The following is a 15,569-nucleotide window of genomic DNA, read 5'->3' on the forward strand; positions in this document are numbered from 1 at the left end:
GCAGTTTAATTATTTTTAAAAAAATCATCAAGAATTTTAATAACTTCATTTGTTTTATCGGAAGATCTATCAATAGATAAAACTACTTCATCATTGAGTATAGCTGTTAAATTTTCTTGTTCACGAACAATATCAGAGGCTTTTTTCACTTCTTGTATGAGCTTTTGCACTCGTTTCATGTGACTTTGGTTGATCATTTGATAGTATTGTGACTGTAGAGCATTATATTCCATGGAAAGTGATTCAAACTTTTTTCGTAATTCTTCGGAGGCTGTGCTTGAGAGACTCTCCATATAGTCTTCATCTTGTAGTCGATTGTAAATTGCTGTGAGTTCTTCTTCCATTTTTTCTGAATTTTTTGAAAATTGCTGTTTCATATTTTCAAGTTCTTCAGTTTCCTTTTTTCCTAGCCTGGATTCTTCTAGGCAGCGTTTTAAGTTCACAACACCCAATCTGCTTTCTAATGAGTTGATACTTTCAGAAGCCTGTAACGTGGCTGATGAGGCGATTAAAATTGAACAAATGGATAAACTTTTTTTCATTACTAACCTTTCTTAATATCTAAAGAAAAACATTATATAGCAAATATTGCTAGATTCACTACAGATAAGAATGTAGCAATCTTTTTAGAAAACACCTCCAAGAGCAAAAAAGAAGCGTTGGGATACGTCGATCTTTTCATTATTGAACATTTCTGTAGGACGGAATGGCCAGCCAAATCCTAACATGACGGGAACATTGTTCATAACATCAAAACGCAAACCAAATCCAGCACTACTACAGAGATTTTTTAGCTGAATAGTGTATTCTTGAAGTCCAACGAATCCAGAATCTAGGAATATAAAGGCACTTACGCTAGGTTGCGTGATTAGGGGGTATTGAAATTCTTCAGTAAGTAGTAAAGAAGATAAGCCTCCTTTAGGTTCTGTAGGAGAAAATTTAGGGCCTATCAGGAAGGGTTTATATCCACGAACAGTAGTTTCTCCACCCAGGAAAAAGCGTTCGCTTATAGGAATGCCGTCCATAGAAGTATCACTAAAAGGCTTGAGAAACTGAGCTTCTCCTTTAATTTTTAAAACGCCTTTTCTTGTTAGCTTTCTATAGATAGAACTATTAATAGATAACTTAGTAAAGTGATAGGACCCTCCAAGACCAGAAACTTCAAAACTTATACCCCCACGAATACCTGTTGTAGGATTGCGTGGATTATTTACTGAATCATAATTTAGGTTTATTCCAGCAGCAGAAACAAAACCTTTATTAGCATCAAGATCAGGGCCTACTTGATTTTTTTTCTTATGTAGACTTGTTTGACTACCACGGTAGTATAAGCCATACTTTAATTTTTGATTTAGAATATATGTAGTGCTGACATTGCCGCCATAAGTTTCAACAGAATAGTCTTTTGAAAGAGCCTTATTAATCGATTTGTCGAGTTCTACTCCTAAAATCCAAGGAGTGTTTAAGAAATGTGGCTTGGTCCATTTGAGCGTATAATCCGTAACCTTATCTCCGAAGTTGGCTTTTAAGAATAAATACTCACCACCACCACGTAAGCATTTTAATCCTTTAGAGAATAAATTATGAAGTCCTAATAGATGAAAGTTACTTTCTGAGAGTTCAATGCCTCCAAATAAATTATCTAGAGAACTAAATCCAAGAAATAACCCAAGATTTCCTGTTGTTGTTTCTTTAACTTCTATAAATATATCTCGATATTGCTCCGAACTGTTTAGTGGATCTAATTGTGAGCGCACAGTATAGACACTCACGCTCTGGAAATATCCTGTGTTTCTTAAACGTTGCTCTGTATCTTCAAGCTTTAATCTATTAAAAGAGTCTCCAGGAAATAGGCTACTTTCATGCAAGATAACATCATGTTTTGTATGTGTATTTCCAGTAATTTTGATTAAACCAACTTTATAAGGAGAGCCTTCACTAATTTGATAAGTGACGTCATACACAGGTCGTTGAGTGTGAGGCGAAAATACTACGTCGATATTTGTGTTTATGTAGCCGTATTTAGCATAAACATCTTTAATTTTTTGAGCTCCATCCCAAATATTATTAGGACAATAGATATCATTAGGTCCTGCGGATAATTGCTTTTCTATAAGTCGTTGGGGTAAGAGATCCAAGCCTTCAATATGGACGTGCCCCAGGGTATAAAGAGGACCTTTATTTACATTCATGCAAAGGACTATATTTCCTGAAGAGTCAACTTCTCTTTGAGGAGTAACCGTTGCATCAGCATACCCTAAATTATGTAGATAATTCGTAATAGCAAAGGTATCTTGCTCAACAATGTCAGGATGGTACAAACCACTTCCTGTAAACCAGCTAGTAGTTCTAGAATATTGTTTTGTATGAATGATTTCCTTAATATCAGATTTTTCTGAGCGATTGATTCCTCGGAATTCTAATTTTTTAATTCTACCACAAGGGCCTTCATGAATGTTTATGGTTATATCAACATAGCCGTAATTTTCATTATGATCTAATTCGTAAGCAATTTGAGAGTCGAAGTATCCGCGTTTAAGATAATAAAGGCGCAGTTCATCAAGATTTTTTAAGAATTTTTCTCTAGAAAATAGATCATTTTCATACAATTGCAATGTTTTAGTAATTTTATGTTGAGGAACAGCGACATTCCCAATAATATGGATATTGCGAATACAAGGTTTAGCAACAAGAACTAGAGAGATTGTGGTCTTGCCATTAGAGAAATCTACTTTGGGTTCTACTTTATCATAGTCTTTTGATAAATTACGCAAGTCCTCATCAAAATCTGTTTGAGAAAACAAAGAGCCTTGTTTGGTTTTTAATCTTGGCTGGGGGTGCTTGTTTAAAGAATTTTCACCTTTAGTTGTAATTGTGATGGATTCAACTAATGTATACCCTTCTTTGACAGTTTCTGTAGTAGCAATTAGAAGTAGTGGAGCTTGGATTAGTGCTAAGACAGTAAGCTGCAGAATAACTTTATTTCGCATCATGAACACTCGCAAGAATTTGCTCTAAGACAGAGAAACTTGTTTATTGAAGTAAGCACAAAAATAAGGGGTAGGATGTTTTTTCTCAAGATCTTACTCTTTTATAAGCTATAGAGAACCATATATCTTTTTAAAATTGTGTTTTTGCTTTAATAAGGGCTTCTTCCTGAAAATGCCCTGGCTAACGTGTTTGGATCTATATAGTCAAAAGACAAACCGATGGGTAAACCTAAAGCTAATCTAGAAATAGAAATATCTACTGATATGAGCTCTTGTTTTAGAAAAAGTGCTGTAGCATCTCCTTCCAAGGTTGCATCTAGAGCGATAATGATCTCTTTTGGTTTTAGTGTTTGTATACGTTGTTTTAATAACTGTAGCCTTTCATCTTGGATATGTTTTCCTGTGATGGGTGATAATAGTGTTCCTAAGATGAAGTAATGGCCACGGAAGACTCGAGAACGTTCAAAGGAAAACACGTCTTTGGGAGTGGCTAAGATACATAATATAGTTGGATCACGCGATTCTTGGCAAAAATCACAGGGGCTTTCTGGCAAATTTTTTAGACAAAAGCATGTGGGGCAGTGACAGCGGGAAGAGGCAATTTCCATAAAGGCTTGTCCAATACCTTGCAACTGTTCTTCATTCCATTCAAGCAATTCAAATGCTAATTTTTCTGCTGTTTTAAAACCTACTCCAGGAAGCTTTCTAAGCAGAGATATTAATTTAGATATATAACTTGGATATTTTACCATATTAAAGTTTAATTTATAATTTTTTCCACTCTGTAGGCATAGGTAAGAGTCTTATGCGAAATAAAAGTTAGAGTATAAACTCTTTGAATAGTATACTAGTTTTTTTCTTTATTTGTGGTTGTTCGTGAAAAAAACAAGAAAAGCATCTATTTGGGGCACGGGCTCTTATTTGCCCAAAAAAATTCTCTCGAATTTTGATCTTGAACATATGGTAGATACCTCTGATGAGTGGATAGTAACAAGAACCGGAATTAAGGAGCGACGTATTGCTGAGCCAAATGAATATGCCTCTATAATGGGGGCTGAATCTGCTCAGCGGGCTATAGAGAATGCAGGGATAAATAAAGATCAAATTGAGTGTATTATTTTTTCTACATCGGCTCCAGATTATATTTTTCCTTCGAGTGCCGCTCTAGCTCAAGCATATCTTGGTATCAAGGAAGTTCCTGCATTTGATTGTTTGGCGGCTTGTACTGGTTATTTGTACGGGCTTTCTTTGGCTAAAGCCTATATAGAATCAGGCATGTATAATAATGTTTTGTTGATTGCAGCAGATAAATTATCTTCATTTGTAAACTATGAAGACCGAAATACCTGTGTTTTATTTGGAGATGGTGGGTCTGCTTGTGTAATAGGTTTGAGTCGGCCCGGTGCGTTAGAAATTACTAACGTAAGTTTAGGGGCTGATGGTTCTCTAGCTGAGTTATTAAGTTTACCCGCTGGAGGAAGCCGTATTCCCGCTTCTAAGAAAACCTTGGAGGAGGGTAAGCATTTTATTGCTATGGAAGGGAAGGAAGTTTTTAAACATGCTGTGCGTCGGATGGAATTTGCTGCTAAAGATTGTATTGCTAAAGCAGGAATTGAAGAAAAAGATATTGATTGGTTAGTTCCTCATCAAGCAAATGAACGTATTATTGATGCAATAGCAAAGCGTTTCGATATTGACGAGAACAAGGTATTTAAAACGTTATCTAAGTATGGGAATACAGCAGCTTCTTCTGTAGGTATAGCCTTAGATGAACTACTGCATAAACATAACATTACTACTAATGAATACCTACTTTTAGTAGCTTTTGGTGGTGGGTTATCTTGGGGAGCCGTGATTTTACAGCAGGTATAGGATTTTACTTATGGATAAAAAAATAGCTTTTTTGTTCCCCGGTCAAGGTAGTCAATATGTAGGTATGGGTAAGGATTTAGTAGATATGTACCCCGAAGTTGCAGAACTATTTGCTTTGGCAGATGAAACTTTAGGGTTTTCTTTATCTTCAATTATGTATGAAGGCCCAGAAGAAGTTTTATTGCAAACAGCATATAGTCAGCTAGCTACATATCTGCATAGTTTATCAGTCGTGAAAATTATATCCTCACGTATGTCTATTGTTCCTTCATTAGTGTCTGGATTGAGTTTAGGGGAATATACAGCACTGGTCGTTTCGAAACGCATTTCTATTGTTGATGGTTTCCGTATTATTCATAAGCGTGCTCAGTTTATGAATGAGGCTTGTAAGCATCGTCCCGGAGCCATGGCAGCTATTGTGGGGCTAACAGCTGATGTTGTTGAAGAGAACATATCTAGTTTGGGTGATGGCATTTGGGTAGCTAATTATAATTCTCCCAAACAACTTGTTATTGCTGGGATACGTGAAAAAATAGAAGAAGCCATGCGATTGTTTATTGATTTAGGGGCGAAGCGAGCAGTTTTATTGAAAGTATCTGGAGCATTTCATACTCCTTTAATGCAGACTGCAGAGGATGAGTTATCTCCTTATTTATATAATTTGGATATGAATGATTCAGAGATTCCTTTTATTTCTAACGTTGTGGCAAAGCCTTTATTGGATACTGAAGAAATTCGTCAGTGTTTAGTCAGGCAGATGACTTCTCCAACATTATGGTATCAGAGTTGTTCTCAAATGGATACCGAAGTTGATGGATTTTTAGAATTAGGACCGGGTAAAGTTCTTGCAGGATTGGGACGATCTATGGGGATGAGTAAACCTATTAGGAGCCTAGGTACGGTAGAGAGTATCCAAAATTTTTTGATGGGGGGCTAATGAATCAGATTCTATTAGGGAAAAAGGCGATCATTACAGGAGGCTCTAGGGGGATAGGATTTGCTATTGCTAAACTTTTTGTAGAACAAGGAGCTGATGTAGAAATTTGGGGTATTAATGTAGAAAAAGGGAAGCACGCTGCTAAAGAGCTTTCTCAAATTGTAGATAGGCCGGTTACCTTTGTAAGTGCGGACGTGAGTAATTGTAGTTCCGTAAAAGAAGCTATGCAAGCGTTTCTCAGTAATCATGGTAGTATTGATATTTTAGTGAATAATGCTGGTATTACTCGAGATAACCTTCTGATGCGTATGTCTGAGGAAGAGTGGTCTTCTGTAATTAATACAAATTTGAATTCCCTTTATTATTTATGTTCCAGTGTAATTCGGCCGATGATTAAGGCTCGTTCTGGTTCAATAATTAATATTAGTTCAATAGTAGGAATTATGGGTAGCCCAGGACAAGCAAACTATGCAGCTGCCAAAGCTGGCATTATTGGGTTTAGTCGAGCTTTAGCTAAGGAAGTAGCAGCAAGAAATATTCGAGTGAATTGTATAGCTCCTGGATTTATTGATACTGACATGACTAGGGTATTAAATGAAGAACTGAAATCTAATTGGCTAAAAAATATCCCTATGGGAAGAATGGGATTCCCAGAAGAAATTGCTAATGCAGCATTATTTTTAGCTTCGCCTCTTTCTTCTTACATTACAGCCCAAGTATTAAGTGTTGATGGGGGCATCACATATTAAGTCGTGAATACTCTAGATTGGAAAATAAGCTTTTGTGATACTAAGTGATCATTTCTTATTAAGAATTTTTAAGTAATCGATTAGAAACATTAAGGAATATAGCTATGAGTTTAGAAGATGATGTAAAGGCAATTATAGTTGATCAATTAGGTGTAGATATCAGTGAGGTAAAGGAAGAGTCTTCATTTATTGAAGATTTAAATGCTGATAGTTTAGATTTAACCGAATTGATTATGAGCTTAGAGGAAAAATTTGCCTTTGAAATTTCTGAAGAAGAAGCCGAGAAGTTACGAACTGTGGGTGATGTTATCGCATATATTAAAATGCGTCAGGGTCAGCAGTAACATCGTATAATAGCTGCCTTTCTGGTGCGTTTTATTGCATTCGTAAGTAGAATTTTCGTTACTATAACGCACCACTTCTCTAGGATATCGGGTGCCTAAAGGTAATTTGTTTAGCATACTGCTCTAAAAGAGTAAGTGCTACCGATGGACATTCTTCTAAAATACTTAGGAATTGTCCTTTACTTAGGACTAAGGCTTTTACTTGTGTAATGGCTTCAGCATTGTATTCGCGCGGTTTATTATTAAATAAACTTTCTTCACCAAAGCATTCGTGTGATGAGATTGTAACAGATAGTGCTGCATTATTAGTAATTTTGACATAGCCTTCGGCAATAATATATACACTAAAGCCAGGCTGTTGTACAGAGAATATTTTAGCCCCAGGCTTAAAAAGCATAATTTCTGCTTTGTCGGCAATAGCTAGAAGAATATCCATATCTAAGGTATTGAATACCAGGCTTTTTTTTAGTAAGAAGGCTCGATCAATTAAATTCATAGGGATTCCTTTTAAATGGTAAAGGTGATGATGTCAGAATCATCTTTATTATAAGCCTCATGGTCTTCATTTGCATGAGTGTATAAAGGTACTGGTTGAAAATCTGGGTCAAAATGTGCTAGCTCTTCTTTTAATTGTCTAGAAACGAGTTTGTTTAAATATGAGGGAGAGTTTTCTATCATATTTAACAATTCTTTCAGAGTTAGAGGAATCACCCCCCATCTAAGATAATATTTTTCACTGCGCTTAGCCGTGTTATTAATAAAGGGCTCAAGTAGAGAAAGTAGATAGCTATCACAATTTTTTTCTAAGGATTCTAATGCTTGAGCTCTGGCTTTTTTATTTTTTCCTATTAAGGCGCGTATAAGAATATCCGAGTAGTCCATAGATCCCAGGATTCCTAGGAATGCGAGCATAAAATTGACTTCTGATTGATAATTGGACTCTAGAGTATTGACTAGTAGACTAAGATTATATCGAGGATAATAGCTTTGGATATAATTTTTATGATAGTCGTAAAAAATTGCTTTTAAAGCTCTAGCTTTCAGAATTTTATAAGCGTTCTTTTTTAACAGTTTATTATCAACTTTACATAGTGCTTTTACAGCAAGGAGCCGACAGCGATTATGGATATTATGGTCAGAAAGAATTTGAATAAATGATGCCGCTGTTTCTTTAGGGAGTTCTGTTATAATAGACTCTGCATATTTCCTAGACTTACTTTTTAATAATGCTGCTGTAAGTACAAATTCCTTTATATATAAAGAATCTAAGATAATACTAATTGTTTTTAAGAGGTAGTAACAGGCTTCGTCATTATCTGTATGATTTTTTAAAGCTTGTATAAGGTTTCTACAATAGGGCTTATGAGTTGCTCTAACAGAAGCTTCAATAGCTTTACATGTTTGTAAAAAGATTTCAGGATCTTTATTATCCAAAAATTCAATAAGGATAGGAAAGTTATCGGGATTTTTCTCTAATGTAAGAATGGTTAGACCAATGGACACGGCTTGTGTGTCCGAGGAGCTTAGGAGCTCTTTAAGTCGAGTATCTGCAAAATCGCGGTAATGGCCGCTAATTTCTTGACGACGTACTGTAAGAATGGCTGCCAAGAGCCTTTTTCCTGGTTGATCATATAGGTCTTCGGAAATATCTGAAATATGTAGTAGGTCATGTTCTGCAAAATATAGGTGAATCCCTGTGGCTATTACTGGATGTGGGGTGTTAGATGACCAGCGTTTTAAAAGTTCCAAGGTAAGAAAATCTTTAGCCCATAGACTATTTTTCAGCATTTCTATAGCTTTGAGTTTCCCTGGTAAGCTGAACTTATTCATGTGTATGAGTAAGCTGGGCAGCACGCTGCGGCTACCTAGATTTAGTAAATACTGAAAAGCAAAAATTTGGTTACGTTCATTTTGATGTTTTAAGTGATTTAGTAAAATGAGTTCGATTTGTCTCTTATCTTTTAAAGACATGGATTTTATCCATCCCTGTATAGTTTTTTTAAGGTGGATAGTTTGGGAGGATAAATTTCTTAAAATGGCTTCTGCGTAATATGAACGTAATAAAAAGGAAAAAATCACTGTAATAATGGCTATAAATAAACAAAGCCATTGACTAGAAGTAAAGAAACAGATTAATGCCCAAACAAACATACCTATTGGTTCAATAAAGCACTCTATAGCAATACGAATTTGATTTCGGATGTTGTTCGGGACGCCATAAATTAATAATTGTAAGTTATTATCGTCTAAAGCATAAGTGACGCCCTCTCTAGCAACCATACCTATTGTAGCTATGGTTATAGAGGTATTAAAAGACCAAAATAAAAATAAATTTAAAAAGCATAGAGGGGCGAATAGAATAATGTTATTTACACCAATATTTTTTACTAGCCTACCATAAATAAATAGGGCGAAACACATATTTACTAACGAAATCCATGAAGAGCATTTAGTTATATGTGCTGTAAGTTCATAGGGTGCCTTATTAGTGAAGTATTTTTCAAAAATTTGGAGGTAATTAAATTCTGTTGCAATAGCAAGTAATTGCATTAGAAAATAAAAGCCAAGTAAATAAAATGTATAGTGATCAGTTAAGCAAAGTTTTAAAGACCTGGATAGAGGGGGAGGATGTCCCGTATCTATGAAATGATCATGATCTTCAGACAATTCTTTCAAAGATTTTGATATATAGTGTATGATGGGGTAGCAACCTAAAAGAATGACAATGAATAGAATGAGAATTCGTTCTATGCCTATAACCTGGATTTGATTAACAATTCCAGCACCAACTGCGTCTCCCAGAAATATAATGGCATTAAATATGCTAAAGTGTCTTTTGGCATCTTGTAAATTAAAAAATTGATCTACAAATCCCCAAAAATTTGTATAAGCAAGAATAAGCAGGCTCCAGGAGAAGATCCTATAAAGAAATAGTGGAGTTCCTAGTGGATGGCTATGCGTTGAGACATAACACAATAAATAAAGGTTACAACCTATTATGCTGGTTATAGGAATCAGGAATAGGGATTTAGAAGAGATTCTTTTTTTAAATAAATTATAAAGAATCAATGAGGAAAAAACGCACAAAATAAAAGAAGAACTCAGATATGTAGCAGGGAGTATTTCTGTCCCTAAATTTTCAAGAAATAATCCTTCGCTGAGAGCTAATGTTCCATAACATCCCGTTCCCCAGATTAATCCTAACAATAAAAATAGGAAAACGCGCTTTTCTTCTCCTTGATGCAGATCTAATAACAAGCGTAGGGCTTTTTTCATAACAAACCCACCAAAGAAAATAATACTTTAACAAATTAAATTAATTAATTTCAAGGAGAGTTCTTTAATTAGAATGAATAAATATTATTTTAAAATTTAAAGGGAAATTCTTCTATGACAACCGGCTTATGATGACGGATTAGTGTAACACACAACACGCTAATTAAACAAATTACCGTAACAATAGATGCACTAACAATTGTCCAAATAGCATTAGAAGTACTTACTAAAATGGCTCCTACTTGTGGTAAGATTCCCACAAGGCCTAGGGAGGACAATACTATAATACCAATCGCTACTAAAGAAATTGCCAGTAAGCATGTGGCCAGAGCCATGGGGCCTGTGCAAAGAGTAGCAGGAGCTGTTAGATGTTGGAGTTTCGCTTTAATAGCGGAAACTTCTGTTCTTATTTCTGAAATTGCAGAGACATTATTTTGTGTAGTACGTATTAAATATGCTGGATCTCCGTAACCAGCAGTAGAGGGCAGGGGCATTTGTAAACCATATCCCATCTGATTTTGTATTCCAGCTAACGCAGATTGTAAACTCATTAAACTCTGCCTAAACTCATTTTGCAATAAAAAAGGATTTGAGGGAGAGGTGTCATTAGTTAAATCGGAGCAAACGGGATTCATGGGTCGATATTTCCTAATATTATGTTTGAGCAATAAACTTAAGCTACATTTTGTTTCGTTGATACATAAATGGTAGGTTGGCTTTTTAATAATGAGACAATAGATAGTGATGATAACACTAGTGTTGCTACAGAAGTACAAGAGAGAATAGGTAGTGATATACAAGCACCAATAGTATACATATTTAATAAAGAAACGAAAATAGGGAATCCACCACAGGCGGCTACTGCACATGCAATAAGAACAGCAATAGAAATTAAGGCGATAACTGTGATGATAACAGCCATAACTTTTGCACATAAACCTGGCGGAGTACATTTTATTACATACTTCATGCTAGATGATTTTTGAGGAAGGCGAGATCTTGCTGGCTCTTCAACTAAATCTACTAATAATCCTCCAACAGCTTTTAGAGAATCAGATAATTCTTCAACCTGTTGTTTTAGTTTAAAGAGATTGGCATCTGTAGTTGCTGATAATGCCAGAGCTGTTTCTGCTTTTCCTGAAAACTCTGAAAGAGAATTGGTTATGGTATTTACTTGTGTGGCGAGTTCATTTATTCTATGGCATGTTTGACGTGCACGATTATCCATACTAACGAGTACGTTAGTTAATGAAGTGCCATTTTCCAAGTTGTTGCATGCAGGAGCAGACATACTTCTTTCCTTTTATTTCCGAGGAAATTTTCAAATCAATAAAATCGTATCTTAAAGTAAGAATTTATATCAAGGTGCTAAATTTTATTTTTTAAATTATGCAATGAAAATTGTTTAAAAAGTTTTTTATTTAAGGACCATAAAATAATTAATCCAACTGACCACTGCAAAATTAAACTTGATAAACTATATGCTGAGAAAGGGTTCCACCAGTAGCTACCGTCTTTAGGGAATAGTCCTTCGTAAAAGCACCAACAAAGTAATAGTATCCCCTCAATGGGTAGTAAATATTTTACCATAGAATCGAAAGTACTATTGAGGTGGATATCATCGGGAACAGAATAAATGATTTGTTTTTTTAACCGAGGTAGGCCATAGGTGATTGCTGCGTAGATAATGATAAGGCCGTTAACAATTAATCCTGTCCCCCACACAGAATCTTGATTAGTAAATATAGTAATACTTAGGGAAGAAGGGACTCCGAGTAAAAAAGCAATAATTGTAGCTACAGACTCTGCTATATGTTTTCTCATCCCTAGCTCGGAGAGAGTTTGGGATAAAAGGAATAGCATGGAGATCATAGAAGATAGGGAGGCAATAGCAAAAGCTAGAAAAAAAATAGAACTGAACATAGCAGGTAAATAGGAAGCTCCTGGAATTCTAGTAAAAAGTTCGGGTAAATAGATAAATGCTATCCCTATATTTGAAGCTCCTGAACCTTGTTGTAATTGCGTTGTTCCTAAGACATCAAGAGAAGTACAAGCGGAAAATACAATCACTCCCATAATTAAAGAGACTAAGTTATTAGCAATTGCTGTCAAAGCTCCATTGGATACTATACCTGTTTTTTTAGATGCAAATCCCGCATATACTAATAACAATCCCCATCCAGCACCTGTATCCCAAGCATTTTGTATTAATGCTTCAAGCCATAATTTATAGTTGGATAATGCAGACCATTCAAAGCTGAAGAGCTGTTTAATTCCTTGCATAGCATTAGGAAGGGTTATAGCGCGTAAAAAAAGAATCAGTGTGCAGATAAAAAAGGAGGGGATTAAGATCTTATTACATCTTTCAATTCCTTCCACAACTCCCTTGCGAATGATCATATAGGCTAGAAGTAGGGATAAAAAGTGAAATCCTAGGGGGAACGCGCTTTGATAGTGAGATTCCCATAGATGAACAAAATTATTTCCCGCATAGATTTTTCCAGAAATAGAGTAGTAAAAATAACTCAAACCCCAGCCAACAATGTTGGAATAATACGCTAGGATACATGTCGTAACAAGGGTAATAAATCCTCCTAACCATGCAGATTTAGGGCCAGATGTTTTAATCAAAGCACCTATAGGAGACTTTTTAGTTAATTTTCCTAGAGCAAGTTCGATAAGAATTAACGGAATGGACCAGATAAATAAAAAGAGAAGCCAGACGATAATTATAGCTCCATTACCATTTTGTGCGACAATTCTAGGGAAACGCCAGATATTTCCAGCTCCAATAGCGATTCCCATCATGGAAAAGATAAAACCTAATCGAGAAGAAAATTGGATACGGTCTTTCATAATTCATTTGCTTTAATTTTTTTGGACAAGCGCTTGTTTGTAATATTGACAACGCAGCAATCAGACCAAACGTTTAGAGATGTTTCGATCATATCAAGCATGGTATAAAAGGGAAGGATGAGCCCTAGAATATCGAGAGGGATATTCATAGATGTGAGCAAAGAGGAGGTAAGAAAATAACATCCCATAGGAACTCCGGCATTACCTACGGCACATAGTGTTGCAATAAAAATCCACCCAATCATGGAGAATATAGAAAATGTCATACCATAAGAAGTACAAATGAAAAGGATAGTAACTAAAATAAAGGCTGCACATCCATTCATATTAATTACAGAACAAAGAGGAAAGGCTAGACGAGATAGTGAGGTGTGAATACTGAGCTTTTCTTCAGCCAATTCCATTGTGAGAGGAAGTGTGGTTGTTGAAGATTTTGAAAAAAAAGCTGTGATTAAAGCAGGCGACATAGCTTGTGCTATGCGTTTAGGGGATAATTTATTTGTTTTTAATAGCATGGGCAGGATGATAAGCCCTTGGATAAGATTTGCTCCTACTATGCAAATAAGATACTTACTGAATTTAATTAAATTCCCTTGGCTTTGAGAGAGCTCTTTATAAAGTAGAATAGAGAAGGCAAGTGTTGCGGGGAGTAATAATTTAAGAACTCCTTTAGCAATATTTAATAAAATAGAAAAAAACGTAGAGAAGAGTTTGTGGGTGTACTTTCTTTCTTCTTCCTGAAGAAACAAAGAAGAGACGCTTAGTATGGCAGATAAAAATGTTGCAGAGAGCACGTTATTTTCAATAAACGGCTCTAGAATATTATTAGGAATTGTTTTTGATAATATTTCGATGTAACTTGTAGCTGAAGATCCGTGGTTAGTGAGTAAGCCTTTTTTTAATGGCATTGTGGGGTGAATTAATAAAAATAATCCTAATCCTACAGTTGCGGAAATAACGGTGGTTAACAATGTATAGTATAAAGTTTTTTGCACAACAGACAGCATAACCTTACAGCTTTGAATAGAAGTAATTGTTGAGCCAATACCGAAAAATACTAGAGGAAGGCTTAAAAATCTTAGGAATTTTAAAAAAAATCCTGATACAATTGCTGCACTTTGAAATATGAAGTCGCAATTTAAAGCACCTAAAGCCAGCCCGAGTATGATGCTGGTTAATAGCATGGTAGTATAATTTGGTTTTTTAAGTTTCTTGCTCATGGGTGTTGCTAAGTAATTTTAATAAAAGAATGAGATGAGTATAATATTTTCGAGAATTTTTCTTTGAAAACAAAATGAAACTTTTGAACAATATTCAACATGTCTTTTTTTAATTTGTCTGAAGTTAATGCAAAATTAGTTCCTCTTAACTTTAAGAACATAGCGAATGCGGAAAAGAGTTTATGGAAAGAGAAGTTTTGTTCTCACGTTATTCCTTCTCTTAGTCCCTATGTTAATGTTGAAAGATATTCACCCAGTTATTCCTTACGTATTGCTTACATAGCGCTATCACTGTTAGTCACTTTAGCTTTATTAGCTACATTAATAGGCTCTCTGCAGTTACAAGTCTTTAGTATAACAGGTATTTCTATATCCATAGCTGTTCTTCTTCCCCTTATTCTAATAAGTGGGGGCATCTACGTTCTTTATCGTCTTAGTCAAAAAGTTGACGTCTTATCTGGCACGGTAATAAAGCCTTTTGGAGAAAGGCATTGGGTTCCCATGCCTTTAAGTTTTTTTACAAAGAATAACTCTGGAGTTCTTTGTATGCTAGATAGAGGGGGATATGCGGATTTATCTACTTTAGATTCGAATGATTCAGGTGTAGCTCTTGTCTATCAGTATCCAGGAGAAGTAGATATGCGAGTTCCTATGTTTCTTTTTCCTTTGATAGCCGCACCTTTTGTTGCTATTTTTAGGATATGTTACAATCTCATCCGTTTTTTAGTTATTCCTTTTTATATTCTGTTGCAAGTATTTGTACAGTCCTTTAAGAGTAATTCTAAAATCCTGGAGTGCGATAGATTTATAGCTAAAGATATTGCTCGTGAAATGGGAAGATCTTTGGCTAACGCTCTGCGAGCACCTTTCTATGCCACTGCTTCTATGATAACAGTATTGTATGGATTGCTTAATCCTTTATCTGGTCGTGTTGCCTACTCTTGTTTGGAGAGGGCATGGAATGATGATGTGATTCGTTCACGGGGTATTTGGTTAGTTTGTCCTGAGCATAATTTCCAATTTGAAGGAGGGGGTAGCCGTCTTGGCCTTGGGCAATTTAGTTATTATTTAATGGGCTGCTTCCAACCTTGTGCATTGCTATACTTTAAGGATGGAGAAATCGTTTATGGGACTCGTCCGTCATCTCAATATTATTCTGGGCAGGAACTTTTTGTATATCCCGGACTATCTATAGTACAAGAATCTGCTGTCCATTCTGTCTCTTAAGTAGAGACATATCTTCATAGAGTACTTGGGTATAAAATACTTTTAGTTGGTGTTTAAATACTTTATTATCTGATTGCTTTTTCTTATAATGAAATAGC

General features: G+C 35.4%; 14 protein-coding genes. 5 read left to right on the plus strand and 9 right to left on the minus strand.

The genetic code is table 11. The features are described 5' to 3' along the window. Positions 1-5: 5 nt before the first annotated feature. The 3 genes from M787_RS04165 to recR all read right to left on the minus strand — a co-directional run bounded on the left by M787_RS04165 (position 6) and on the right by recR (position 3,742). The gene (locus M787_RS04165; RefSeq protein ID WP_021828323.1) at positions 6-542 is read right to left on the minus strand and encodes an OmpH family outer membrane protein; all 537 of its coding nucleotides are present in this window, start codon (positions 540-542) and stop codon (positions 6-8) included. Between the two features lie 84 nt (positions 543-626). Next, positions 627-2,993, minus strand: a complete 2,367-nt coding sequence (bamA, locus tag M787_RS04170) for an outer membrane protein assembly factor BamA (protein WP_259668450.1) — start codon at positions 2,991-2,993, stop codon at positions 627-629. 146 nt (positions 2,994-3,139) lie between these two features. Then, positions 3,140-3,742 (minus strand): recombination mediator RecR, encoded by a 603-nt coding sequence (recR, locus tag M787_RS04175; protein ID WP_021828325.1) that lies wholly within the window; start codon positions 3,740-3,742, stop codon positions 3,140-3,142. A 124-nt stretch (positions 3,743-3,866) separates the two neighbouring features. Here recR and fabH point away from each other — a divergent pair, with 124 nt between their 5' ends. The 4 genes from fabH (at position 3,867) to acpP (ending at position 6,892) form a co-directional block, all read left to right on the plus strand. Next, the gene (fabH, locus tag M787_RS04180; protein ID WP_021828326.1) at positions 3,867-4,862 is read left to right on the plus strand and encodes a ketoacyl-ACP synthase III; all 996 of its coding nucleotides are present in this window, start codon (positions 3,867-3,869) and stop codon (positions 4,860-4,862) included. A 10-nt stretch (positions 4,863-4,872) separates the two neighbouring features. Then, complete coding sequence (fabD, locus tag M787_RS04185; RefSeq protein ID WP_021828327.1) at positions 4,873-5,799, plus strand: ACP S-malonyltransferase; 927 nt, start codon at positions 4,873-4,875, stop codon at positions 5,797-5,799. Further along, positions 5,799-6,548 (plus strand): 3-oxoacyl-ACP reductase FabG, encoded by a 750-nt coding sequence (gene fabG / locus M787_RS04190; protein ID WP_021828328.1) that lies wholly within the window; start codon positions 5,799-5,801, stop codon positions 6,546-6,548. The genes fabD and fabG overlap by 1 nt, the downstream gene beginning before the upstream one ends. A gap of 104 nt (positions 6,549-6,652) precedes the next feature. After that, positions 6,653-6,892: an acyl carrier protein gene (acpP, locus tag M787_RS04195; protein ID WP_021828329.1), complete on the plus strand. Its 240-nt coding sequence runs from the start codon at positions 6,653-6,655 to the stop codon at positions 6,890-6,892. A 79-nt stretch (positions 6,893-6,971) separates the two neighbouring features. Here acpP and M787_RS04200 read toward each other — a convergent pair whose 3' ends face one another. The 6 genes from M787_RS04200 to M787_RS04225 form a co-directional block, all read right to left on the minus strand. After that, a complete protein-coding gene (locus M787_RS04200; protein ID WP_021828330.1) occupies positions 6,972-7,388 on the minus strand; it encodes a cyclic nucleotide-binding domain-containing protein in 417 nt (138 codons plus the stop codon). Between the two features lie 11 nt (positions 7,389-7,399). Beyond that, on the minus strand, positions 7,400-10,168 hold the full coding sequence (locus M787_RS04205; protein WP_021828331.1) for an MFS transporter: 2,769 nt from the start codon (positions 10,166-10,168) through the stop codon (positions 7,400-7,402). Between the two features lie 89 nt (positions 10,169-10,257). After that, positions 10,258-10,803, minus strand: a complete 546-nt coding sequence (locus tag M787_RS04210; protein ID WP_021828332.1) for a hypothetical protein — start codon at positions 10,801-10,803, stop codon at positions 10,258-10,260. A 38-nt stretch (positions 10,804-10,841) separates the two neighbouring features. Beyond that, entirely contained in the window at positions 10,842-11,459 is a 618-nt protein-coding gene (gene incB / locus M787_RS04215; RefSeq protein WP_021828333.1) for an inclusion membrane protein IncB, read from the minus strand. A 77-nt stretch (positions 11,460-11,536) separates the two neighbouring features. After that, on the minus strand, positions 11,537-13,027 hold the full coding sequence (locus M787_RS04220) for a sodium-dependent transporter (RefSeq protein ID WP_420795481.1): 1,491 nt from the start codon (positions 13,025-13,027) through the stop codon (positions 11,537-11,539). Then, complete coding sequence (locus M787_RS04225) at positions 13,021-14,244, minus strand: dicarboxylate/amino acid:cation symporter (RefSeq protein WP_021828335.1); 1,224 nt, start codon at positions 14,242-14,244, stop codon at positions 13,021-13,023. Before M787_RS04225 ends, M787_RS04220 begins: the two co-directional genes overlap by 7 nt. Positions 14,245-14,343: 99 nt before the next feature. Between M787_RS04225 and M787_RS04230 the strand changes: the two genes are divergently transcribed. Then, positions 14,344-15,471 carry a hypothetical protein gene (locus M787_RS04230; protein ID WP_021828336.1) on the plus strand — a complete coding sequence of 376 codons (1,128 nt, stop codon included), beginning with the start codon at positions 14,344-14,346 and terminating at the stop codon, positions 15,469-15,471. The last annotated feature ends 98 nt before the right edge of the window (positions 15,472-15,569 follow it).

The organism is Chlamydia gallinacea 08-1274/3 (assembly GCF_000471025.2).
Taxonomy (GTDB): Bacteria; Chlamydiota; Chlamydiia; order Chlamydiales; family Chlamydiaceae; genus Chlamydia; species Chlamydia gallinacea.

What these genes read in the sequence shown, in the direction of transcription:
- M787_RS04205 (WP_021828331.1), bottom strand. Translation starts at nt 10,168, where the DNA reads ATGAAAAAAGCCCTACGCTTGTTATTAGATCTGCATCAAGGAGAAGAA.
- M787_RS04165 (WP_021828323.1), bottom strand. Translation starts at nt 542, where the DNA reads ATGAAAAAAAGTTTATCCATTTGTTCAATTTTAATCGCCTCATCAGCC.
- M787_RS04210 (WP_021828332.1), bottom strand. Translation starts at nt 10,803, where the DNA reads ATGAATCCCGTTTGCTCCGATTTAACTAATGACACCTCTCCCTCAAAT.
- incB (WP_021828333.1), bottom strand. Translation starts at nt 11,459, where the DNA reads ATGTCTGCTCCTGCATGCAACAACTTGGAAAATGGCACTTCATTAACT.
- fabG (WP_021828328.1), top strand. Translation starts at nt 5,799, where the DNA reads ATGAATCAGATTCTATTAGGGAAAAAGGCGATCATTACAGGAGGCTCT.
- M787_RS04200 (WP_021828330.1), bottom strand. Translation starts at nt 7,388, where the DNA reads ATGAATTTAATTGATCGAGCCTTCTTACTAAAAAAAAGCCTGGTATTC.
- acpP (WP_021828329.1), top strand. Translation starts at nt 6,653, where the DNA reads ATGAGTTTAGAAGATGATGTAAAGGCAATTATAGTTGATCAATTAGGT.
- bamA (WP_259668450.1), bottom strand. Translation starts at nt 2,993, where the DNA reads ATGATGCGAAATAAAGTTATTCTGCAGCTTACTGTCTTAGCACTAATC.
- M787_RS04225 (WP_021828335.1), bottom strand. Translation starts at nt 14,244, where the DNA reads ATGAGCAAGAAACTTAAAAAACCAAATTATACTACCATGCTATTAACC.
- fabD (WP_021828327.1), top strand. Translation starts at nt 4,873, where the DNA reads ATGGATAAAAAAATAGCTTTTTTGTTCCCCGGTCAAGGTAGTCAATAT.
- recR (WP_021828325.1), bottom strand. Translation starts at nt 3,742, where the DNA reads ATGGTAAAATATCCAAGTTATATATCTAAATTAATATCTCTGCTTAGA.
- M787_RS04230 (WP_021828336.1), top strand. Translation starts at nt 14,344, where the DNA reads ATGTCTTTTTTTAATTTGTCTGAAGTTAATGCAAAATTAGTTCCTCTT.